Origin of the sequence: Sutcliffiella horikoshii (assembly GCF_021991925.1) — a bacterium.
GTDB classification, from domain to species: Bacteria; Bacillota; Bacilli; order Bacillales; family Bacillaceae_I; genus Sutcliffiella_A; species Sutcliffiella_A horikoshii_F.
Genome location: NZ_RXZI01000002.1, coordinates 428,391 through 450,736 on the forward strand (window position 1 = coordinate 428,391; position 22,346 = coordinate 450,736).

15 protein-coding genes, 1 pseudogene and 1 riboswitch are annotated in these 22,346 nt (G+C 43.2%); of the genes and pseudogenes, 8 read left to right on the plus strand and 8 right to left on the minus strand.

Annotated features, from left to right (window positions below; genetic code table 11):
• Positions 1-1,185 carry a phosphopentomutase gene (locus EKQ44_RS07525; RefSeq protein ID WP_237662937.1) on the plus strand — a complete coding sequence of 395 codons (1,185 nt, stop codon included), beginning with the start codon at positions 1-3 and terminating at the stop codon, positions 1,183-1,185.
• A gap of 377 nt (positions 1,186-1,562) precedes the next feature.
• Complete coding sequence (locus EKQ44_RS07530) at positions 1,563-2,309, plus strand: coiled-coil domain-containing protein (RefSeq protein ID WP_237662938.1); 747 nt, start codon at positions 1,563-1,565, stop codon at positions 2,307-2,309.
• Positions 2,310-2,374: 65 nt separating this feature from the next.
• Here the strand turns inward: EKQ44_RS07530 and EKQ44_RS07535 are convergent, their stop codons facing one another.
• A complete protein-coding gene (locus EKQ44_RS07535; RefSeq protein WP_237662939.1) occupies positions 2,375-2,653 on the minus strand; it encodes a hypothetical protein in 279 nt (92 codons plus the stop codon).
• Between the two features lie 548 nt (positions 2,654-3,201).
• Between EKQ44_RS07535 and gloA2 the strand changes: the two are divergent.
• Positions 3,202-3,587: pseudogene (gene gloA2, locus EKQ44_RS07540) on the plus strand (SMU1112c/YaeR family gloxylase I-like metalloprotein).
• A 669-nt stretch (positions 3,588-4,256) separates the two neighbouring features.
• Positions 4,257-4,682, plus strand: coding sequence for a DUF4064 domain-containing protein (locus tag EKQ44_RS07545; protein ID WP_237662940.1), 426 nt, complete (start codon positions 4,257-4,259; stop codon positions 4,680-4,682).
• A 347-nt stretch (positions 4,683-5,029) separates the two neighbouring features.
• Here the strand turns inward: EKQ44_RS07545 and EKQ44_RS07550 are convergent, their stop codons facing one another.
• Complete coding sequence (locus tag EKQ44_RS07550) at positions 5,030-5,206, minus strand: hypothetical protein (RefSeq protein ID WP_237662941.1); 177 nt, start codon at positions 5,204-5,206, stop codon at positions 5,030-5,032.
• 41 nt (positions 5,207-5,247) lie between these two features.
• Positions 5,248-5,341, minus strand: a riboswitch (cyclic di-GMP riboswitch).
• 106 nt (positions 5,342-5,447) lie between these two features.
• Positions 5,448-6,479: an SEC-C metal-binding domain-containing protein gene (locus EKQ44_RS07555; protein ID WP_237662942.1), complete on the minus strand. Its 1,032-nt coding sequence runs from the start codon at positions 6,477-6,479 to the stop codon at positions 5,448-5,450.
• A gap of 472 nt (positions 6,480-6,951) precedes the next feature.
• Between EKQ44_RS07555 and EKQ44_RS07560 the strand changes: the two genes are divergently transcribed.
• Positions 6,952-12,705 carry a pullulanase gene (locus EKQ44_RS07560; protein ID WP_237662943.1) on the plus strand — a complete coding sequence of 1,918 codons (5,754 nt, stop codon included), beginning with the start codon at positions 6,952-6,954 and terminating at the stop codon, positions 12,703-12,705.
• Positions 12,706-12,870: 165 nt separating this feature from the next.
• Here the strand turns inward: EKQ44_RS07560 and EKQ44_RS07565 are convergent, their stop codons facing one another.
• The 5 genes from EKQ44_RS07565 to EKQ44_RS07585 form a co-directional block, all read right to left on the minus strand.
• Positions 12,871-14,091, minus strand: a complete 1,221-nt coding sequence (locus EKQ44_RS07565; protein ID WP_237662944.1) for an ROK family transcriptional regulator — start codon at positions 14,089-14,091, stop codon at positions 12,871-12,873.
• A gap of 68 nt (positions 14,092-14,159) precedes the next feature.
• Positions 14,160-14,822, minus strand: a complete 663-nt coding sequence (locus tag EKQ44_RS07570) for a DUF624 domain-containing protein (RefSeq protein ID WP_237662945.1) — start codon at positions 14,820-14,822, stop codon at positions 14,160-14,162.
• A gap of 3 nt (positions 14,823-14,825) precedes the next feature.
• Complete coding sequence (locus EKQ44_RS07575; protein WP_237662946.1) at positions 14,826-15,659, minus strand: carbohydrate ABC transporter permease; 834 nt, start codon at positions 15,657-15,659, stop codon at positions 14,826-14,828.
• Between the two features lie 17 nt (positions 15,660-15,676).
• Positions 15,677-16,606, minus strand: a complete 930-nt coding sequence (locus EKQ44_RS07580; RefSeq protein ID WP_237662947.1) for a carbohydrate ABC transporter permease — start codon at positions 16,604-16,606, stop codon at positions 15,677-15,679.
• 67 nt (positions 16,607-16,673) lie between these two features.
• Positions 16,674-17,930, minus strand: a complete 1,257-nt coding sequence (locus EKQ44_RS07585; RefSeq protein ID WP_237662948.1) for an ABC transporter substrate-binding protein — start codon at positions 17,928-17,930, stop codon at positions 16,674-16,676.
• A gap of 363 nt (positions 17,931-18,293) precedes the next feature.
• Between EKQ44_RS07585 and EKQ44_RS07590 the strand changes: the two genes are divergently transcribed.
• The 3 genes from EKQ44_RS07590 to EKQ44_RS07600 all read left to right on the plus strand — a co-directional run bounded on the left by EKQ44_RS07590 (position 18,294) and on the right by EKQ44_RS07600 (position 22,345).
• Positions 18,294-19,331: a family 43 glycosylhydrolase gene (locus EKQ44_RS07590; protein ID WP_237662949.1), complete on the plus strand. Its 1,038-nt coding sequence runs from the start codon at positions 18,294-18,296 to the stop codon at positions 19,329-19,331.
• Positions 19,332-19,457: 126 nt separating this feature from the next.
• The gene (locus EKQ44_RS07595; protein ID WP_237662950.1) at positions 19,458-20,558 is read left to right on the plus strand and encodes a M24 family metallopeptidase; all 1,101 of its coding nucleotides are present in this window, start codon (positions 19,458-19,460) and stop codon (positions 20,556-20,558) included.
• A gap of 14 nt (positions 20,559-20,572) precedes the next feature.
• On the plus strand, positions 20,573-22,345 hold the full coding sequence (locus tag EKQ44_RS07600; RefSeq protein WP_237662951.1) for a glycoside hydrolase family 2 protein: 1,773 nt from the start codon (positions 20,573-20,575) through the stop codon (positions 22,343-22,345).
• The last annotated feature ends 1 nt before the right edge of the window (position 22,346 follow it).

Below are 22,346 nucleotides of genomic sequence, written 5' to 3' on the forward strand. Positions count from 1 at the left end.
ATGAAGAAAGTCACACTATTGATCCTGGACGGTTTTGGAGTAGGTGCAATGGAAGATTGCAAGACTGTCAAACCGGAGGACATGGAAGCAAACACGTATAGAAGCATTTGTGAAACAGTAGATTTAAAGATTCCCAACCTTCAAAGGCTTGGACTGGAGAAAATAGCGGATGGTACTGGGGTGCCTATTGCGGCACATGGAAAAAGCAATCTCGCCCATTATGGGGCGGACACCTATATGGGCCATCAGGAGTTGATGGGTAGCAAGCCAGGCAGGCCTCAAGAGAGATTGATGAAGGACATTGCCCCTGGATTGAAGGAAGCTTTGGAGGCTAACGAGTATAAAGTGGAATATCCAATAGAGGGAGTGCCTGTCCTTTTAGTGGAGGGTTCCGTGGTGATTGGAGACAATCTCGAATCTCAGCTCGGCAATATCATCAACGTGGTATGTGACCTTAACCAGATTACTTTTGAGGATGCCTGTGAAATTGGAAAAGTGGTGCGAAGCAATGTAGACACTAGCAGGGTCATCGTCTTCGGCAACACGACAACCTCCACCGAAATCATCCTATCCACCGTCCAGGAAAAAAATCCGGGACAATGGGGAGTGGACTCACCAAAAGCTAAAGTCTACGGCCCGGGCTATCATGTATTGCATCTCGGCTATGGTGTCGACAGCACGAAACAGCTCGCCTATCTTGCGGAAAAGAAGGGGCTACCAGTTTTCCGGATTGGAAAAACGGCAGATGTCATCCAGGCGGGTGGCTATGCAGACGGTGTGGTCGAAACAAAAGAGGTGTTACATCATTTCCAGGATAAGTACAACACAACAAAAGAAGAGGCTCTCTTCCTTGTGAATGTCCAGGAAACAGATCTTGCCGGTCACAAAGAAGACAGTACTTGGTACAAAGAAGTACTGGAAGAGGTGGATCGGTTTCTTGCTGCGTTCATCCCCACTTTAGGGAAAGAGGAGTTACTGATCATCACCGCCGACCATGGCAACGACCCAACCATTGGCCACTCCAACCACACCCGCGAACAAACTCCGATACTAGTTGTGGGAGAGGGGATATCTCCAGTCGATCTAGGAACCAGAGATACCATGGCAGATATTGCAGCGACCATCGCAGAATATTTAGACGTGGAACAACCGGAATTTGGGGAGAGTTTTTTAAAGTTGATGTAGTGTGGATGTGGGGACGGTACTTTTGCTCCTTTGCTTGGATGGCGAAGCAGCAAAAGTTCCGTCCCCACTTGAAGTTCTCTTCCGATATTTTTTGGCGCGTTTACCTTTCCATTTGTTTTTCAGAAATACCTTTATTTAAACAAACGTTCGATTAAACGAAGAAAACCAGTTGATAGATTGGGTGCTTTTCTTAGTTGTTTATTAATCAACTTTTCTTGATGGGTATATCACAATAGCAACTTCTACTTGATACCATAAAATAAAAATGGAAGAAGAATACCATCTAGATTCCCCCATATAATGATATGAACTTCATTTTGTAGCTACCCCGTAGGACCGCTGTAGTGAATATTCATCATGGAAATGGGGGAATCAAGTTGGATAAAAAGAAAGTATTAAAGATTGTTGGCATGGTGGTAGGAGCTGTATTGATCTTCTTTATTGGTGCGGCGATTGGCACTAGTGGGGCGAAGATAACGTTGGAGGAAAAAGTGTTGGAGCTCCGTACAATCGATCAAGAAATAGAAGCAATGGCAGCGGACCGTGATCAGCAGAAGACTGATATCGAGGAGGAAATCGCTTCACTGGAAGAGGCCAAGAAGGGTGTTGCAGAGGAGATTTCCGCCTTGCAAGATGAGAAGAGCGCTACAGAAGCACTGATCAAAGACAAAAAACAGATTGAGGACGACTTAACCGAGGCAAATGGTAAGCTTTCCGATATTGAGGCAGAGTTGGAAAAAGAGTTAGCGGAGGGAAGGAAAGAAGTAGAGGCTGAACTGGAGAGCTTGAATGGCGACCTTACTTCCTTAAAAGAAGAGATTGCCGGGAAACAAGCCGAACTTGATACCATTGTTGGTGGTATCAAGGAAAAGAAGGATGCTCCTAAAATTCTTCCTGCCGGCTACTTCGTCGTTGGTGTTGATATTCCCTCTGGCAGGTACAAGGTGACAACAAATGGCACAAGTGGAAGCAACTTTGTGGTGTACGGATCAAATGGTAGCCTCGAGGTTAACACCATCATCAGCAATAGAAATGACTTCGGAGTAAAAGAATACGTCGTCTGGCTGAACGATGGCATGATCATTGATGCAAGTGATACGTTTAAGTATGTGCCAGTAGAATAAAAGGACAGTTCTTCCGCTTCTTCCCCACTTAATAGAAGGGTGGCGGGAGCGGAAGAGCTCTCCCTCTATATCCTCTCTCTTCCATTCCGTTCAAGCTCCATTCGTTCCTGCTGTTGGTGGTGTAGGGCAAGTGGGTCTGTATAGATGCCATATATGTCGCCTTGTTTATATTTCTCTTCCGTTTTAGATCTCTGTATAGGCGAGGTCCGCTTTAAATCATGTGTTTTTCTCCTACCAATCCCTGGAAGTGCTACAGCAGTCATCAAAATCACCACCATGATCCCCCATATATTCCCCTGCACCACAAAATATAAAAATAAAAGTCCCATCAATATCAACCACATAGTAACCTCCAAAAGTAATGACCACATCACTACATATATGGCGATAACCTGTGAAATATGAGCGGAACGAGCAGGTCGGGTTCACGCACTCAGGAATTCACGAATCATTAAGACAGAGGGTAATCTCTCTGCTTTTTCTATTAATCTATCAAATTCCACACACCCAATAGGACACAAGTCCATGCATCCCAACGCATTATTCATAGAATAATAGAAAAGGTAGAGAGACGGGTCTCCGACTCTTCTCCCTTTAAAAGGAGGTGCAACAACATATGAAATGCTACTACTACGCAAGTTCAAGACATGACCATAACCATAACCATAAAATACACTGTAAACCAAAGCATAAAGAAAAGTGCCATTGCAAAAAGTGCAAGAACAATGTCAACATCAACCTCTTTGGAATAAGTATCAACATTGGAGGCAAAGGTCATTGCTAAGTGAATGGTGAAAAGTGTAAGGAATTGTTTACACCTCAAAGGAGGGCAGTGAAAACTGTCCTTTTCTATTTGTTTTTGATAAGGTAGGATAAAAAGGGGATCATTCCAATGAATCTGAGCGGCATACACCATATCGCCATCATCTGTTCCAACTATGAAAAATCCAAAGATTTTTATACCAATCTGATGGGGTTCCCCATCATCCGTGAGGTGTATAGGGAGGAGCGGAACTCCTATAAACTGGATCTTAGCCTCCCCGATGGTACCCAGCTTGAGCTATTTTCTTTTCCTAATGCTCCGAAAAGGCCAAGCTATCCCGAAGCGCAGGGCCTCCGCCACCTGGCATTTAAAACTTCAGATATCATAGCGACAGTAGAGGAGTTGGAAGAAAAGGGGTAAAGGTGGAACCCAAAAGAATAGACGAATACACTAACAACAAGTACACATTCTTTTCCGATCCAGATGGCTTGCCAATTGAACTCTACGAGGTGTAGATTCCAACGCCAACACAAAAAATGCCAAGTACCGTAATGATATTCCGGCACTTGGCTTTCTTCAACAGGTCACAAAAAAGCAGATGAACTCGATGGTCGTACTCTTAAAGGTAAACATAACGAAGCTAAATACCAGAGGATAGAAGTTGGAAGAGAGACCTGCGCTTTACCTGACTATCCGTTTCTTACGCACTAACTTTTACTTGGGACTGGCGGCTAACTGCTTTTAAAATAAACATCTTGTCCTGTGCCGTTAACATTCTCCAGCTTTTCACTTTAATTTTCATTTAAACTTCCCCCTTGTCATCTTTTTCCGATTAAACATCTATAGTTGAAAAATACCTTTTATTAACATGATATAAACAACAAAAAATCCAACATTTTCCGCAAATTATTGCTAGATTACTGGATGTTTTTATCGAATAGATGCAGAAATAAGTAGGTTTATGTAAGTTAGAGAAAAGTGGACATTTACAGGATTTATTTACCATTTTCGCTTTATGGGAAAATAATATAATATTTTACTATTTTATCCTGATGGGCATCATGATAAAATTAATACTTGTTGATAGGATTTTGTCATGGATTTTTTGAAACTAACCATGGCTACTATCCGTATAAACTACTAAAGCAATAAAACAACTACATAAACAAGAGGAGGAACAAAAAATGAAACGTACAGCAGAAATAGTAATGACTGTTATCGCAGTGATCATCAGTGGGATTACCGCACTTTTTGGATTATTGATGAACTTCGGCTTGTCCAGTCCTGAGTTTACACAGATGATGGAGGAAGAAATGGCAACCGACCCGGCGGTGGAAGAAGTGGACATGGCGGCATTCATGGACATGCTGGCATTAGCTGGCCCGACTTGGATCGCAGTAGGACTTCTCTCTTTAATCCTTGGTGTAATTGCTATCATCGCTCTAAAAGGCAACAAAAAGCCAGTGCTTGCGGGAGTCATGCTGATCTTGGCTGCACTTGTCATCGGAGTCGGGACATTTGGATTGGGATTCATTCCAGCCCTTCTTTACTTGATTGCAGGTATCATGGCATTTGCGCGCAAACCAAAAGTGACAGAACAGCATATCTAATGTTAATGAACAAAAAGATGGCAGAGAGGGAGACTTCTCTGCCATCTTTTTTGTGAAATGGGTAATAAAATGATAGTTTAGGAACTTTCTGTAGCTTTCATCCTGCGTAACTTCCCCCTAACGGAAGTTTATTTTCTGTTAGCCAAAAATACTTTCCATTCAACATCATTTATTTTCCGTTAGGCCAAATTTATTTTCCATTAAAAAAATATACGAGCCGTTCGACACATACCCCACTTATTCGACACACTTCCTCAATCCCTAAAACAACCTTAAAATCAACAAAGAGGCCCAAAATTCCCAGGGCCTCTTTCAATCTGTTTATCTTAGCTGCTGCTTCTCAAGATCTAACAAGTTAAATCTTGAATCTTCGTTCTGCATTGAATGGCTTCTGACTTATGTGCTTCCGCTTTTTCCACTAGTTGATGCTTCATGTCTTTATCCAGACAATCGTTGGCAATCACCGTGAAATAATGGGCTCGCATAGTATGCCAGAAGTACTGTAAGTTTCTTACGGTCTTCATAGCAGGACCTCCTTTTCGCTCATAAATCAACGGAGGTTGGTGCGGGTAACTGGCTAACTGGTTCACCACGGAAGGCAAACGGAAGTCCCTTTAGTTTTGCGTCACTAGCTTTCACTAGTTTTGCCTTTTTCCATGATTTATGAAAAGTACATACCTATTGTAGTCTTTTAGGAGGTGTAAGGACATAGGACTTATGGAGTGTTTTTGTCGTATTTTGTCGGCGGTGGGGGGCATTCAATTATCAATTCCCACAACACTTCTTATACTTCTTCCCACTCCCACAAGGACAAGGGTCATTCCTTCCCACTTTCTTTCCAGTGTCAAAACTTACCACGTTGTTCCGAGAAGGTGCTACTGTAGGCTTATCAGAAGTAATTTCATGGGGAGCATACCCTTTCAGGAACCACTGTTTCGTGTTGTTATAAAAATGCATCAACTCATTTATGACTATCTTGGCAGAGTCCATGCTTTCAAACACAACATCTTCAGACATTACTCTTACTACTTCATTTGGCATATATCCCTGCTTAAACATGGATTGGCATTCTATAGTGTGGAGATCTGCTTCCTTTTGGGAAAGGGAACACTCTTTCCTTAATAGGGCAGAGACCTTCTTAAAACTCGCTGTCCGTTCGACGTAACCTTCTTCCCCTGCACGGAGTAACTCTTTTTTGGTAAAAGGATAAAAGTTCTGGCTCGGTCTCATTTCTTGCTGCTCTAATATCATTTTAGGCTGCATTACTTCATAATGGGAAAAACCGTGTTCATCATGATAATGGGATTTATAATAGAGCTCCGCTTCCTTAATGGTGTAGAGGAAGCGACGAAAATCCTTCATCTCCACCAACTCTTCTTCTATCATATGGAAGAACTGATCATCGCTTAGCGTGCCGTAATAATATAGCATCCCATGGGTAACCTTAATCCATTCTGTATTTTGCTTCGTGATAGAAGACCATGTTGGATCCATTAAAATATCTTTTAAGGCCTCAGTCAATTTAGGGTCAGATGGGAGGGCAAGCTTATTTTGTCCTTCTTCTGATACTAGATAAATGAAGCCCGTAGCTTGAAAGAAATAGAGTTGATGGATTTCCAATGTTTCAGTGGAAGCTTGCCCATTATGGAAGACAAGTCCTTTCAGGATTTTCATACGATGCTCATCCCAAGTCAAAAGAAGATCTTCCAAACGCTTGGGGATCTCCTCCGCCAACAAGTCAACTAGCGGTCCCTTGTTCAGGCTGCTTGCATTCTCAATCCCATAATTCTTGCGCAAGGTGTGTAGGTCTTCTTTTGTTTTAAAAGATAAAGCATCCTTTAAGGTGAAAGGAAGAGAGAGATTAATAGTTAACTCATCCACCAGGTTCTGTATTTGATCCACCTCCAGTGGTTATTTTTTATCTAGTATAACCTTTTACGAGTAATTCTAACATGGGCGGGCCTTACAATATAGAGTTCTGCCTTAATAGCCAAGGTCTTTAGTCGGATAAAAGCAGTTACGCCCAGAAAGTTATTGATTATTAAGAAAACTCATAGTATCTTTAATACTAGATAGGTTGGTAGCGTTTGCATAGAAAGGCATAGTTTGCTAGATGTTTGGGAATCAATGTGTGCAAATTTGCGCAAACGATTTCACGTTTATAGAAACATCACCAACACCAAGCTAATTATTTTTCTGTGCAACTTTGTGCAAACGCTTCCGCATTTTAGCAAGACAAGAAAATCATAGTATTGAAAGGGGCAGGGATATGAAGAGAAGGGTTCAAAGGGGAATGGCTGTTTTACTTTCCGCTCTACTTGTTGTGTCCATGTTTGCGGGGTACCTACCTACTAAAGCGGTAGCCGAAACTGGAAATAAGAAGATAGTGTTCAGCTATGAACGGCCTGATGGGAATTATGAAGGATGGAATCTGTGGGTCTGGGGGACTGGTGTGAAGGATGACCAGATAGACTTTACAGAATTCAAGGATGGAAAGGCATATGCCGACATTGCAGTTAGTAATAATGCGGATAAAGTCGGTTTTATTATCCGAAAAGGAAATTGGGAAGAAAAGGACGTGGATAAGGATCGTGAGATAAAGGTCAACAAAAACGATGACATCACCAAAGTTCACGTAATAAGCCAGCAGGAAACATTCACGCAAGTTCCTGATGGAAGCGCACCTGTGGTCGCGGACGGAAGCGCAGATTTCTTTTTCCGTGATAAAGACCTGTACGCAGCAGGTGAAATGGACAAGGTCGAAAAGGTCGAGCTAGCGATTTTAGGTGAAACATACGAAATGAACGCCGAGCAGGATAAGGAGCGTTTTACTTATACAGTAAAAGACCTTCCTATAGGCGAGCATGAATATACTTATTTGGTGACAGTGGATGGAGAGACAAAGGAAGTAAGTGACCCATATAACACGGTGGATGGAAAGTCTGTTGTGAAGTATGTTACCTCCGACGTTACACTGACAGCATCTACTACGCCGGAAAAAGTAGATTACAACCAAAACGCAGTAGTGTCGGTGGATGTGGAATCGGAAGCAGGAACAAAAATCCGTGAACTATCTATCAATCTGTCAGAAATCGGCGGCAAAGAGAAAGTGGCCATCGATCCTGCACTGAATGAATTAACAGTCGCGGTCAAACAGAGTGTAACAGCAGGTGTGAAAACCTTGCCGATAACAGCGGTAGATGAATTCGGAAATCGCCACGAAGGCTCTGCAACCCTCGAGGTTCAGGCACGCACCTTCACTGGTGAAGAGGCGGATTTTGATTGGGATCAGTCGGTGGTTTATTTTATGCTGACAGACCGATTCTTTGATGGGGATGCCTCTAACAATGACCCACATGGAATTGGCTATGATACAAGCAAATCTGGTACATACCAGGGTGGGGATTTTAAAGGGATCACACAAAAACTTGATTACCTGGACGAGCTTGGAATCAATACGATCTGGATCAGTCCGGTTGTCGATAACATTAAATATGACGTGCGACACACCGACGGACCGGATACGCCATATTATGCTTACCATGGCTATTGGGCGGATAATTTCGGGAAATTGAACCCGCATTTCGGTTCCATGGATGACTTCCATGAAATGATTGACAAGGCACATGAACGCGGAATCAAAATCATGGTCGATGTCGTACTGAACCACACAGGTTACGGGTTGAAACCTGGTGACAGCAGCAGTGTGGCGAACTTCCCGACAGACGAAGACCGTGCGCGATTTGACGGAATGCTTCGAGATGGCGGTTCGGATACAATCCGAGGCGAGCTAGCTGGCCTACCGGATTTTCTAACGGAAAATGCGGATGTCCGTGAGCAGGTGGTTCAATGGCAGACGGACTGGATCGAAAAGTCCAGAACGGCAAAAGGCAACACGATTGACTATTTCCGTGTTGACACGGTTAAACACGTGGAAGACACCACTTGGATGGCGTTTAAAAATGCCCTGACAAAAGAGATGCCAGAGCACAAGCTGATTGGGGAAGCATGGGGAGCTAATGTCAATGACGACCAAGGCTACCTGAACAGCGGAATGATGGATTCCTTGTTAGATTTTGAGTTTAAGAACTATGCCCGTGATTTTGCAAACGGACAACTAGAAGCGGTTCAGCAAAAGCTCGAGGCACGCAATAGCAAATTGAATAACACAGCAACCCTTGGTCAATTTTTAGGAAGCCATGACGAGGACCGTTTCCTTGAACTGGTGGGTGGCGACCTTGGGAAGTACCAAGTGGCAGCATCCCTTCAACTGACGGCAAAAGGACAGCCTGTCATCTATTATGGGGAAGAGCTGGGCTTGCCTGGTAAGAACGATTATCCTTATTATACCAACCGTCAGAATATGCCATGGGACGACGTGGAAGGCAATGAAACATTAGAGCATTATAAAAAAGTTCTTGCGTTCCGTAACGAAAATCCAAACACATTTGCTAAAGGGGACCGTGAGAAGGTAGCGGGATCTGATAGTGACAAATTCTTGGTATTCTCCCGCACATATGGAGAGAATTCTGTATATGTAGGATTGAATACAGCAGCTACAGCAAGAGACGTTACCCTTAACTTTGGTTCCTCCGAAGCAGTGGTGACCGATCATTATTCTAATCAGGAGTACCAAGCAAATGAAAATGGACAAGTAACCTTCACGATTCCAGCGATGGAAGATGGGGGAACTGTCTTGCTTGAAGTGGAAGGAGCAGGGCCGCCTGTAGAGGAAGAGCCAACGGAACCGGGTGAAATCGGCGAAAACACGCTTCGCATCCATTATCAACGCACAGACAACAGCTACGAAAACCTTGGCTTATGGCTATGGGGAGACGTGGCGGCACCTTCTGACAACTGGCCATCAGGCGGTACACCATTTGAAGCTGGAAATGTCACGGATTATGGTGCATATATTGATGTAGAGCTGAAAAGTGGTGCACAAAACGTTGGATTCCTAGTCCTGAACAGAACAAACGGGGACAAGGACGGCGGAGATAAAGGGGTCGAGCTGTTCAGTCCAGACCTAAATGAAGTATGGATCAAGCAAGGCTCTGATGAAGTATTCTTATATGAGCCGGTGGACCTACCGGCAAATACGGTCCGCATTCATTATGAAAGAACGAACGCCGACTATGACGGTTGGGGTTTATGGAACTGGGAGGATGTCGAGTCGCCATCTGACGGCTGGCCGAACGGTGCCGCGGATGCTGCAGGAATTGGAAAATACGGTGCTTATTACGACATCAAGTTAAAAGAAGATGCAAACAAAATCGGCTTCCTTTTTGTTAACAAACAAACAGGGGGACAAACAGGAGATATGAGTTTTGATATGCTGAAGCAATACAACCAACTTTTTGTAAAAGAGGGCGAGGATAAGGTCTACACGAACCCTTATGGAACGGTACCATTGGCGCTTGTTTCCGGAGAGGTCTTGTCAGACAAACTGATTAGCCTTACTTTTACCAAGACAGATGGATTAAATGTAGAAGAATTAAAAGAGCAATTAGTAATAAAGGATGTTGATGGGAACGATGTGTCCTTCACGGATGTGACCATTGAAGGCCCGAAAACGGTACATGTACATGGTGAGTTTGATTTGGAAAAGATACCATTTGCCGTGACATATGGCGACAGGACTATTTCTGTAAAATCGGGTTGGAAACTGATAGATGAAATGTATGCCTATGACGGCAAGCTTGGGGCAGAATTGCATGAAGACGGAACGGCCACGTTAAAAGTATGGTCGCCAAAAGCGGACAATGTGTCTGTGGTACTTTATGACAAGGATGACCAGAACGAGATCGTTGACACGATTGAGATGGCGAAAGGGGACCGTGGTGTTTGGTCTGTCAAGCTATCAGAGGAAAATACAGGCTTAACTAGTTTAAAAGGCTACTATTATCATTATGAAATTACGCATGGTGATGTAACGAATCTAGCGTTAGATCCGTATGCCAAATCAATGGCAGCATGGAACAACGAAGCGGGAGACAAGGTCGGAAAAGCGGCGATAGTGGACATCGGCTCCATTGGGCCTGAGCTTGATTATGCTGACATCCCTGGCTTTGAAAAGCGCGAAGACACCATCATCTACGAGGTGCATGTACGCGACTTCACATCCGACCCGAATATCGGCGAGGACCTGAAAGCACAGTTCGGTACATTTGCTTCTTTTGTAGAAAAACTGGATTACATTCAGGAGCTTGGCGTCACCCACATTCAATTGTTGCCGGTGATGAGTTATTACTTTAGCAATGAATTTAAGTCTGGGGAGCGCATGCTAGAGTATGCTTCAACAGGGACGAATTACAACTGGGGCTATGACCCTCACAGTTATTTCTCCTTATCCGGTATGTACTCGGAGAACCCTGAGGATCCGGAATTGAGAATTAAAGAATTCAAGAATCTGATCAACGAGATTCATAAGCGCGATATGGGTGTGGTGCTCGATGTGGTGTTCAACCATACGGCACAGGTCCACATTTTCGAAGACCTTGTACCAAACTACTACCACTTCATGGATGCGGATGGAACTCCTAGAACAAGCTTCGGTGGCGGTCGCCTAGGAACGACACATGAAATGTCCCGCCGCGTGCTGGTGGATTCCATCAAGCACTGGGTCGATGAGTACAAAGTGGATGGATTCCGTTTTGACATGATGGGAGACCATGATGCAGAAAGTATCCAGATCGCTTTTGACGAAGCGAAAAAATTGAACCCGAATATTGTGATGATCGGGGAAGGGTGGGTAACATTTGCTGGGGACGAGGGCGAACCGGTCCAGGCTGCCGACCAGCAATGGATGAAAGACACGGAAGCGGTCGGAAGCTTCTCCGACGAATTCCGTAACGAATTGAAATCTGGCTTCGGAAGCGAAGGACAGCCCCGCTTCATCACAGGTGGCGCGCGTAACGTGCAACAAATTTTCGATAACATTAAAGCACAGCCGTATAACTTTGAAGCGGATCAACCAGGTGATGTGGTGCAATACATCGAAGCGCATGACAACCTGACGCTATACGATGTCATCGCCCAATCGATTAAAAAAGATCCAGAAATTGCGGAAAACGATTTGGAAATCCATAAGCGTATCCGAGTGGGTAATGCAATGGTGTTGACGTCTCAAGGGACGGCGTTCTTACATGCCGGACAGGAATTTGGACGTACGAAGCAATGGAGAGCGGAGGCAACGGAAGCGCCATACAAGTCTACGTATATGACGGATGCTAATGGCAACCCGTTCGTCTATCCGTATTTCATTCACGATTCCTATGATTCCTCGGATATCATCAATCGTTTTGATTGGGAAAAGGCGACAGATGCGGAGAAATACCCTGTCAATAACGTGACCCGTGACTACACGAAAGGCTTGATCGAGCTGCGTCGTTCAACGGATGCTTTCCGTTTGGGCTCTCGTGAGTTGGTAGATTCAAATGTAACGATGGTGACGGCCCCAGAAATCAAGGAGCAAGACCTGGTTGTTGCATACCGCAGCGTGTCGACTGCTGGTGTGGAGTATTACACATTCGTAAATGCTGATACCTCTAGTAGAACATTGACGTTAGAGAAGGGCTTAACGGAAGGTGTGGTAGTGGTTGATGCGGACGAGGCTAATGTTGCTGGAGTAACGGGGCCGACTGGTTTTGAGCTTTCTTCAGGCAGCATCACCATTGAGCCATTGACGACCGTTGTTGTCCGTGTAGGAGAACAGGAAGGAACGGACCCGGATGATGGGGACGGAGATGGTAACACTCCTCCGCCTGGCAACGGAAATGGCAACAAGCCGGGGACACCGCCAGGCAAAGGTGGCGAAAACCCGGGCAAAGGCAATGAAAAAGGAAATGGCAAGAACGATAAGACACCACCTGGAAAAGGTGGGGGGAACCCAGGTAAGGGGAACAAGCTTCCTCTCACCGCAACTTCTTCCTATAATAATATGCTACTTGGAACGGTAATGCTCGTTTTTGGTGGAGTGTTGTTCTTTTGGAGAAGAAGAGTGGAATTGAAAGAAAGAGCCTGATAAAATAGAAAAAAGTGTGGCAAGGGAATATCCCGCCACACTTTTTCATTTTTATCAGGCACTATTTATTGTAGATTTATGATCCACTATACGTTATTTTCCATACAGCCCATATTAATTTCCAAACTAACAAAATTCATGCCGTTCTCCACAATTAAAAATAACTTAAAATCCTCCTGGTTTAAACAAACTCCGTAATACCAAAGTGCAAGCACCAACGGCCATTCCCTTTTTTCCTAAAGTGGAGCATTCAATGGCTTCAGCGCCAGGGGAGCTTTTCAGGGTGCTCCTTTCCACCATGGTGCGGATCGGAGAAAGAATGAGATCTCCTGCATCGAAAAGCTTTCCTTCTAAGATAACCTTAGATGGGGTAAAGATATTAATGAAATTGGCGATGGCCAGACCAAGGTAGCGACCTGATTCCTCAAGGGATTCTAGTGCCAGTTGGTCCCCTTTTTCAGCCGCCCGGAATATCATTTCAATATCCCACTGGGTGTCTTCATTCATTTCTGCAGCCAATATAGAATCGCGCCCTAACCGTATGCCGCGCTTGACACGCTCGAGCACTGCCGCCTCTGAAGAGAATGCTTCTAGGCATCCATAGTTGCCGCATTTACATCTGGGACCATTCACATCGACGATGGTATGGCCGATCTCTCCTGCGCTGTTATATACGCCATTATAGATTTTATGATTCAGGACAATGCCTGAACCAATCCCTCTTCCTACACTTATACAGATAAAATCGGATACATCTTTGCCTTTACCGTACCAACTTTCCGCCAGTGTCAGAGCCCTTACATCGTTTTCCATAAGTACCGGAATGGAGAACTTTTCTTCTAAGGTCTTCTTAATCGGGATATTCGACAAGTTTAAATGAGGTGCGAAAATGGCTATTCCGTTCTCTGGATCCACTAGGCCGTGCATGGCCACACCGATACCGATGATGGAGGAGTGGAGGAGGTCATTTTCATCTAAAGTGATTTGAATGCATTCTTTTAGCATGGTTAGAAATTCTACCTCACTTGGAGTATTCCAAACCTCTCTATCTTTACTGTAAATAATCTCCCCATCAAGGTTGGAGATGACAGTGGTGATGACCTCAGCAGATCCATATATGCCAATAATAAAGTAGTTTGATGAATTAAGGGTTAGCATGATCGGCTTTCTTCCACCTTGTGATTTCGCGAAGCCGGTTTCTTCTTTAATAAAGTCCGCCTCCAGCAGTTCCGAAACGATGCTGCCAACTGTAGGAGGAGTTAATTTTGTCAGTTTTGCAATTTCGGCTCTGGAAATCGGTCCCTGTAAACGGATCAAATTCATAATGGCAGACTTGTTAAGTGATTTCATTCCTTCAAAGCTACCAGTTTTCGGTATAAAAGACATATTTGTTCCTCAATTCTATAAAAATTCTTAAATGCTTTTAAAAAAGCGATTGGCTGCACGTGGAGCTCCTAGTTGTTCCAAGGTCTGATTAACCCTCTCCACTTAACATTATAATCAAAACTGTATTCATTCGGATTATATTTGTGTAATAAAAAGGAAAGAGAATTATAGGAAATTAAAGCCAACAAGCCGCTCCATGCAATGAGCATGATGGTCAAAACGCTGCATATAAAGGTAGTGATTAGAATATATAATGCGATATTAAAGGTAAACGAATAATTCTCCGTTACTAGCTTCCAAGACTGTTTGACAATGGTGGTCAAATCTTGCTCTTCCTGTATGATCATTAAAGGGAACATATACAGGACAATGAGGTTCCATATAATCAGTATATATATGAGAAGGATTCCAATAATATTGGCCGCAACACTTCCATTTGTAAAGAGGATAATAGTATAGACGGTTCCAGGTACCATGATAAATAGATACAGGAGAGATAACTTCATCCCAATCCCAATGTGTTGATGAACTGCTTGGAAATAGTCCTTTACAGTTATACTGTGACCTTTCTTTCTTTTAATTATAACGGAGAACAGCCCAGCGGTTGCTGGGCCAAAAGTCAGGATTGGCAGCATACAAAGCCACCAAAGGATAGTGAATTTAATGATCGTGCCCAGCTGTTGATAGCCTTCAAATACAGAACGGTTAAAAACAATCCATGCATTCTTCATGGCTTATCCTTTTATTCCTGATAACGCAATACCTTTTACAAGGAAGCGCTGTGCAAAAATAAACAGAATAATAACCGGAAGGGCAGAGAAAATCGTAGCGGCCATCAACTTGGCAAACTGTATATTGAATTGTCCTTGCATGATAGCAAGTCCTACTGGTAATGTCCTCATTTCTGCACTTGAAGTCACGATCAATGGCCATAAATAGTCATTCCAGTTCCCCATGAATGTAAATAGGGCCAATACAATCAAGGCAGGTTTAGCAAGTGGAAGGATAATCTTCCAATAAATTGTGAAGCTTGATGCTCCATCAATTCTCGCCGCTTCTTCGAGTTCCATTGGGATTCCAATGAAAAATTGGCGAAGAAGAAAGATGCCAAATACACTCGCAAGGCCAGGGAAGATCATGGCTGCATAGTTGTTGGTCCAGCCAAGTGAACTTACAAGTCCATATAAAGGAACGAGATTCATGACAGGAGGAATCATCATGGTTCCCATCAAAGCCCAAAATAACACGTCTCTCCCTTTAAATTTCAGGCGGGCAAAGGCATATGCAGACATGGAATTGAATAAAAGCATCAATCCTGTATGAATGGTTGCTATGAAAAAACTGTTCCAAAACCATCGTAGTATCGGAACGTCATTTCTAGCAAATACATCTGTGAAATTTTTGAAAGTAATGGTATCCGGTATCCAGCGGATCGGCCAGGATATCGCTTGGCTCTCAGGCTTTAAAGATGTGGAGATGACCCAAAGGAAAGGGATGATCCAAAATAGAGCCGCGATAGATAAAAAGAGGAAACTGAATCTTTTGGATGATTTATCTTTTATTGCCATTTTCTTCGCCTCCTGTCTTATTTCTCTTTCATCATCAGTTTAAATTGAATCATGCTGATACTCAGAAGTATCAGTCCAAGCACAACAGACATGGCAGCCGCCAAACCTGCCCTTGGATTTCCGCCTGTGAATCCTACTTCATAAATATATAAAATTAATACTCTCGTTTCATACCCTGGTCCACCGCCTGTGGCAAGCTGCGGCTGTGCCATGACGTTGAAGGAGGCAAGAGTCGTGATGATCAGGACAAAGGCCATCGGTCCCCTCAAACCAGGCAAGGTTACATGAAAAAATTGCTGGATCTTGTTCGCACCATCGATTTTTGCTGCTTCATACAAATGATCCGGAATTTCACCCAAGGCAGCCAAGAACAGAATCATATTGGTCCCGATCGTCCACCATATCGTCATGACCACCAGTGAAACCCATACCCAAGGAGTCCTTGTGAGCCAAGGGATATTATCAAGACCCAATTGCCCTATGTAGTAGTTCACTAACCCTGCATTTGTATCAAGTAGCCAAATCCAGATCAATACTACAGTGACAACAGAAAATAAACTTGGGGCATAGAATAGTGCCCTGAAAAAGTTATGCCCTGGAGGTCGCGCGTTAATCGCTACTGCGATGAATAAAGGAATGATAACTAAAAATGGAACGGAAATTATAACGAATAGCAATGTGGCCCGGAAGGCAGACCAGAAATACGTAAAAAAGAGGCTATCCTTATTCCACAGGATGTTCGCATAGTTTTCCAATCCTGCAAACCTCATGTCGGTAAAGAAGTTCCAATTGTGAAAGCTGATATAAAGTCCGTTCAAGGTTGGATAGGCAAGGAAAATGATAAAAAAGAATAGATGAGGACCTATAAATAATAAGGGGATTAGTTTTTCTTTCCAACTTTTCCTTTTACGGAAAGGCTGGCTGTTTTTGGCTTCCAATGTATTCATTTGCAACCCTCTCCCATGAATAATGAATATAAGGAGGGGGACCCTCCTTATACATTAGTGATGATTATTATTGTGATGCTTCTTTCGCGTTGGCTTCTCCCTCTTTTGCTGCTCGTTCCAAAGCGTCCGCAGGAGAAAGTTGATTTAGCATCGCTTCATCGACTGCAGGTCCTGTAGGTCCCCAAGCATCTCCATAGAAAGGAGTGGCAGGAGGGAAGACGAAGTTTTGTTGTGATGCTTTGTATTGATGTTCAAGGGCTTTGAATTCTTCGCTCTCAAGGACAGAATATTTTGCAGGTACCTGTCCGGCTTTTGCCCATTGTAAACTGTTTTCGGATACATACTTGATAAACTTCATCGCAGCTTCGAGTCTTTCTGGATCTTCGTCTTTTTGGGCCGGTATAACAAAGTTATGAGAACCTGCCCAAACTGCTTCTTGATCTCCGAAAGCCGGAACTGGTGCCGTTGCAAAGTTAAGTCCATCTTGCTCTTCAAACCCTGCAATCATCCAGATGCCGTTCAGATGGAATGCGCTTTTCCCTTGGCGGAATAGTGTAACTTCCCCATCAGCTTGAACGTCTGAAGGTGATACTTTATGTTCATAAACAAGATCCACCATCTTTTGAAGCGCTTCTTCTCCCTCTGGTGAATTATAGAGAGGAGTAAGTCCGTCTTCACTCACAGATTGACCTCCATGAGACATTAAGGAAGTATAGAAGATCATATTACTTGGCCAGAAAACAGGCATCGCAATTCCCCAAGCATCTGTCTGTTCTTGCACTGCTAAAGACATTTCCAATAGTTCATCATACGTTTTTGGCGCTTCTGTGTAGCCTGCTTGTTCAAGTAGGTCTACATTATAAAACAAAGTCAGGGGATGTACATCCAATGGAATCCCATATCGCTGGTCTTCATAAACCCCTGCATCCCATACTTCTTCAATAAAGTCCCCTTCACTTAAACCTATGTCACCAGCCAGGTCATCTAATGGAGTCAACAGCCCGTATCTTGCATATCCAGCAATCGAATCTAAATGCATAATAGCAATATCAGGTGCTTCTCCGTTTGTTACAACAGTTCTATACTGATCGTAAAAATTCCCCCATGGCATCGTTTGTGTGTTAATTTTAATCTCGCCTTTGTGTGCTTCGTTAAACTCGTTGATGATTTTACCGATGTCCTCACCGTCCGGACCAGTAAACCCATTCCAGAACTCCAAGGTAATTTCCCCATCATTCCCGCCACTGTTAGCGCCATTGCTACAACCTGCAAATATCAACGACGAACAGATCAGTAACAAGAACATTACTTTTAACCCTTTCATCACATAACCCCCTATGTTCTTTTGGATAAAAATTTATGGAAGGATGAGAAGTCATCCGTATTCCCGGTAATAGTCCGTTTCGTAACCCAAAGCCAGCAAGCTTAAAAAAGTAGTTTGTAAAATAAATTTATTATCTTGGGATTTATGATAACGCATACATTATTAACTGGCAACATTAATTTACAAATAAATTTAAATATTATAAAAATATAAAGAGGATTAACTGTACTGTCTCTGCAGTTTCCTCCATAATAAATGAATTATTCACAATATTTAAATAATATCTTACAAAAGTCATGAGTACCTGTTATTATCTAAATTAAGTTTATTAATTAAATTTACTTTCTTAGAGGGGGTAGTTGAATGAATCGTAAGTGGTGGATTGGTAGTGGACTGATATTGGTTGTGTTAGCTGGGATCAGCTTTCTTGTAATCAATAATGTTTCCCAAACGAAAGGACTGGAATATCAAAATCCGATATTTGAACCGGTAATTGCGGATCCTTCCATTGTGGAAGGAGAGGACGGTTATTATTATGTGTATGGAACAGAAGACAATTGGGGAGACGGAATGGGTGCAAGGGTTGTCCCGATTGTACGTTCAAAGGATCTTGTAGAATGGGAATATGCGGGCGAGGCATTTACAGAAAAACCAGCCTGGAAGGAAGAGGGGGGGATATGGGCACCGGATGTTTCCTTTTTTAACGATAAATATTATATTTATTATTCTCAATCCACGTGGGGAGATGCAAACCCAGCTATTGGCGTTGCGGTAGCAGATAATCCTGAGGGACCTTTTGAAGATAAAGGAAAGTTATTTGATAGTAAGGAAATAGGTGTGAACAACTCTATTGATCCGCAGCTATTTGTAGAGGAGGATGGGACGGCCTATCTTTTTTGGGGGAGCTGGCATGGAATATGGGGCATTGAATTAAGTGAAGACGGCTTAACCTACACCGGAGACAAATTTCAAATTGCGGGAACTGATTTTGAAGCGCCTTATATTGTGAAACGGGACGATCATTATTACTTTTTTGGTTCAATGGGTTCTTGCTGTGAGGGACAATGGAGTACATATCGAGTGGCGGTTGGACGTGCTGAAACAGTAAATGGACCTTATTTTGATAAGGACGGCAAGGACATCATGGATACTAGTGGAACCCTCCTGTTAGAAGGGGGAGATCGTTTTGTTGGACCGGGACATAATGCCATTATAACAGATGGGGAAGGTCAGGATTGGATCATTTATCATGCGATTGATAAAGAAACACCGTGGATTGGCAGTGGAACAACGAGAAGGCCATTAATGTTGGATAAAGTGAAATGGGAAGACGGTTGGCCAAGTATAAAAGGAGGAAAGCCGGGAGAAGGAACCCTTGTGGGTCCAGTGACAAATAGATGATTTTTAATAGAATATTAAGAAAAATCTTGAAACCATTTGCCTGGTAGCGTAGTATGAAAACAAGTTAATAAATTTAATTTACTAACAGTTAATTTGAAAATATTCTTAGAGGGGGGACATCTTTATATGAACATTCAAATCTCCGCGCTTTCTCCAGAGCAAAAGGTGAAAAGTTTGCTTCAGCAAAAAGGGTATGATGGACTCTTGGTCCGCAAAAGGCAGAACTTCTCGTGGCTTACAGAGGGAAAAGTCAATCATATCGTCAATACCAGTGAATATGGTGTAGCTGATCTCTTGCTTTTGGATGATAAAAAATATTGCATTACTGTAAAAATGGAATCTAGAAGGATCATGGAAGAGGAATTAGAAGGGCTTGGATATGAACTGGTGGAATGTGAATGGTATGAAAGCACAACACCATTGATTAACAGGCTTTGTAAAGATAAAAAGGTGGTTTCAGACACCAATATGAAAGGCATGAAGGATGCTTCCTCAGAGCTGGTGCAGCTCAGGAGTCAATTATCTGAGAGGGAACGGGAACAATACCGCTGGCTTGGTCAATTCTCAGCAAATACCCTGGAAGGTGTCGCAAGGGAAATTCAGCCTGGCATGTCAGAGTTTGAAATAGCTTCTTTAGTCGCAACAAAAACGATAAAAGAGGGAGTGAACCCTCAAGTGATCCTTGTTGCAACAGATGAACGTATTTACAATTACCGTCATCCTATCCCTACCGAGAAAAAGCTTGATAAATATGCAATGTTAGTCCTTTGTGCAGAAAAAGGCGGACTTGTTGCAAATGTGACGCGTTTTGTACACTTTGGTCCACTGCAAGAGCATTTGAAGATAAATAAGGAGAAGCTTGCCAAGATAGATGTATGGATGAATGCCGCTACCCGACCGGGCAGTAAGGTGAAGGATGTGTTTCAGATTGGATTGAAAGCGTATGCAGAGGCAGGATTTCCTGAGGATTGGCGTCTTTTGCATCAGGGTGGATTGACTGGCTTTGCCTCTCGGGAATATTTAGCTAGCATGAACAGTGAAGAAGAGGTTGTTTTACACCAAGCATATGCCTGGAATCCTGCCATACGTGGGATTAAATCCGAAGATACGATTTTAGTAGAAGAGAAAGAGAACACTTTTCTTACCCATACCGGCAACTGGCCATATATAGAAGTAGAACATCAAGGCCGACATTATCAACGACCTGATATCCTAATACGTGACTAAAGGAGAATTACATTATGTCTATTCCAAGATCTGAATACCCAAGACCGCAATTTATCCGTAAAAACTGGGAGAACCTTAACGGCCAATGGCAATTTGATTATGATGACGCAAACAAGGGGCTTTTGGAAAAATGGTATCTTCAAAAAAAGTTCACTAAGGAAATTACTGTCCCATTCAGCTACCAAAGTGAACTGAGCGGAATCCATGAGACGGATTTCCATGATCTTGTCTGGTATAAAAGAAGCTTTGATATCCCGAAAGAATGGGAACAAAAACGCCTCATCCTTCATTTCGGGGCTGTCGACTATCGAGCATCTGTGTGGGTGAACGGGAAGTATATCGGTTCCCATGAAGGAGGGCATGTCCCTTTTCAATTGGAAGTAACCGAAGCGGTGGATGCTGGTAAGAATGAATTGGTGGTTCGAGTAGAGGATGTGACGCAGGATTTAGATCAACCACGCGGAAAGCAATACTGGAAAGAGAAATCTGAAGGAATCTTTTATACAAGGACCACCGGCATTTGGCAGACTGTATGGCTTGAGATGGTAGAGTCGTCCTATATTGAAAAAGTAAAGATGACTCCTGATATCGATAAAGATGAAATCATGATGGAATATGTTGTGAATGGGGGTTCAGATTCACAGTTCCTCGACATAGAAATTTCGTTTGAAGGGAATCTGGTAGCCTCTGAATCTCTTAAATTGATTAATAATAAAGGGTTACGCTCCATCTTTCTAAATGATTTTCATGTTCATGACGAAGGACGATTGTGGAGCCCGGAACATCCAAATCTCTATGATGTCGTCTTCAGGTTAAAAGATGACAGGACTGTCTTGGATGAAGTGAGCAGCTACTTTGGAATGAGGAAGGTCTCCGTTGAAAATGGGAAGGTCATGCTGAATAACCGGCCATATTATATGAAGCTCATTCTAGATCAAGGGTATTTCCCTGATGGACTTTTGACACCTCCATCTGATGATGCCATTCGTAAAGACGTCGAGCTTACGAAAGAAATGGGCTTTACTGGAGCGAGGAAGCACCAGAAGATTGAGGACCCCCGCTATCTTTATTGGACAGATAAACTTGGATTGTTGGTTTGGGGAGAAATGGCCAACAGCTATACTTATACCGAAGACGCCGTCCGCCGCATAACGGATGAATGGCAAAAAGCAATTGAGCGGGATTACAACCATCCATCCATCGTTGCATGGGTTCCTATCAATGAAAGCTGGGGCGTCCCAAAGCTTTTGGCAGATAAAAGGCAGCAAGACCACACCCTTGCCATGTATTACCTGACTAAATCGCTGGATTCTACCAGATTGGTGATTTCCAATGACGGCTGGGAGCATACAAAATCCGATATTTGCACCATCCATGATTATGAAAGCAACAAGGATGTGCTAAAGGAACGATATAGCACAGTGGAGAAAATTATGGAGGCAACCCCGGGTAGCCGTCTTATTTATGTACCTGGCCATCACTATGATGGAGTGCCGATTCAAGTATCCGAATTTGGCGGCATCGCCTATAAAAAGAGTGAATGGGAAGGCTGGGGATACTCTGGGGCATCTGATGACCAGGATTTTGCCAACCGCTATTACGATGTTGTTTCCGCTCTGTTGGAATCGCCTCTTGTCCAAGGGTTTTGCTACACCCAGCTGACAGATGTGGAGCAGGAAATAAACGGGCTATTAACCTATGACCGCAAGCCGAAAATAGATTTAGAGATTATCAAGGAAATCAATGAAGGCCGTTCCGTCAAACGTTTTTCTAGTGAGGTAAAGTAAG

Coding starts and splice junctions, on each gene's coding strand:
- EKQ44_RS07560 (WP_237662943.1), top strand. CDS start 6,952: ATGAAGAGAAGGGTTCAAAGGGGAATGGCTGTTTTACTTTCCGCTCTA.
- EKQ44_RS07525 (WP_237662937.1), top strand. CDS start 1: ATGAAGAAAGTCACACTATTGATCCTGGACGGTTTTGGAGTAGGTGCA.
- EKQ44_RS07550 (WP_237662941.1), bottom strand. CDS start 5,206: ATGAAGACCGTAAGAAACTTACAGTACTTCTGGCATACTATGCGAGCC.
- EKQ44_RS07545 (WP_237662940.1), top strand. CDS start 4,257: ATGAAACGTACAGCAGAAATAGTAATGACTGTTATCGCAGTGATCATC.
- EKQ44_RS07600 (WP_237662951.1), top strand. CDS start 20,573: ATGTCTATTCCAAGATCTGAATACCCAAGACCGCAATTTATCCGTAAA.
- EKQ44_RS07595 (WP_237662950.1), top strand. CDS start 19,458: ATGAACATTCAAATCTCCGCGCTTTCTCCAGAGCAAAAGGTGAAAAGT.
- EKQ44_RS07580 (WP_237662947.1), bottom strand. CDS start 16,606: ATGAATACATTGGAAGCCAAAAACAGCCAGCCTTTCCGTAAAAGGAAA.
- EKQ44_RS07570 (WP_237662945.1), bottom strand. CDS start 14,822: ATGAAGAATGCATGGATTGTTTTTAACCGTTCTGTATTTGAAGGCTAT.
- EKQ44_RS07565 (WP_237662944.1), bottom strand. CDS start 14,091: ATGTCTTTTATACCGAAAACTGGTAGCTTTGAAGGAATGAAATCACTT.
- EKQ44_RS07590 (WP_237662949.1), top strand. CDS start 18,294: ATGAATCGTAAGTGGTGGATTGGTAGTGGACTGATATTGGTTGTGTTA.
- EKQ44_RS07585 (WP_237662948.1), bottom strand. CDS start 17,930: ATGAAAGGGTTAAAAGTAATGTTCTTGTTACTGATCTGTTCGTCGTTG.
- EKQ44_RS07535 (WP_237662939.1), bottom strand. CDS start 2,653: ATGTGGTTGATATTGATGGGACTTTTATTTTTATATTTTGTGGTGCAG.
- EKQ44_RS07575 (WP_237662946.1), bottom strand. CDS start 15,659: ATGGCAATAAAAGATAAATCATCCAAAAGATTCAGTTTCCTCTTTTTA.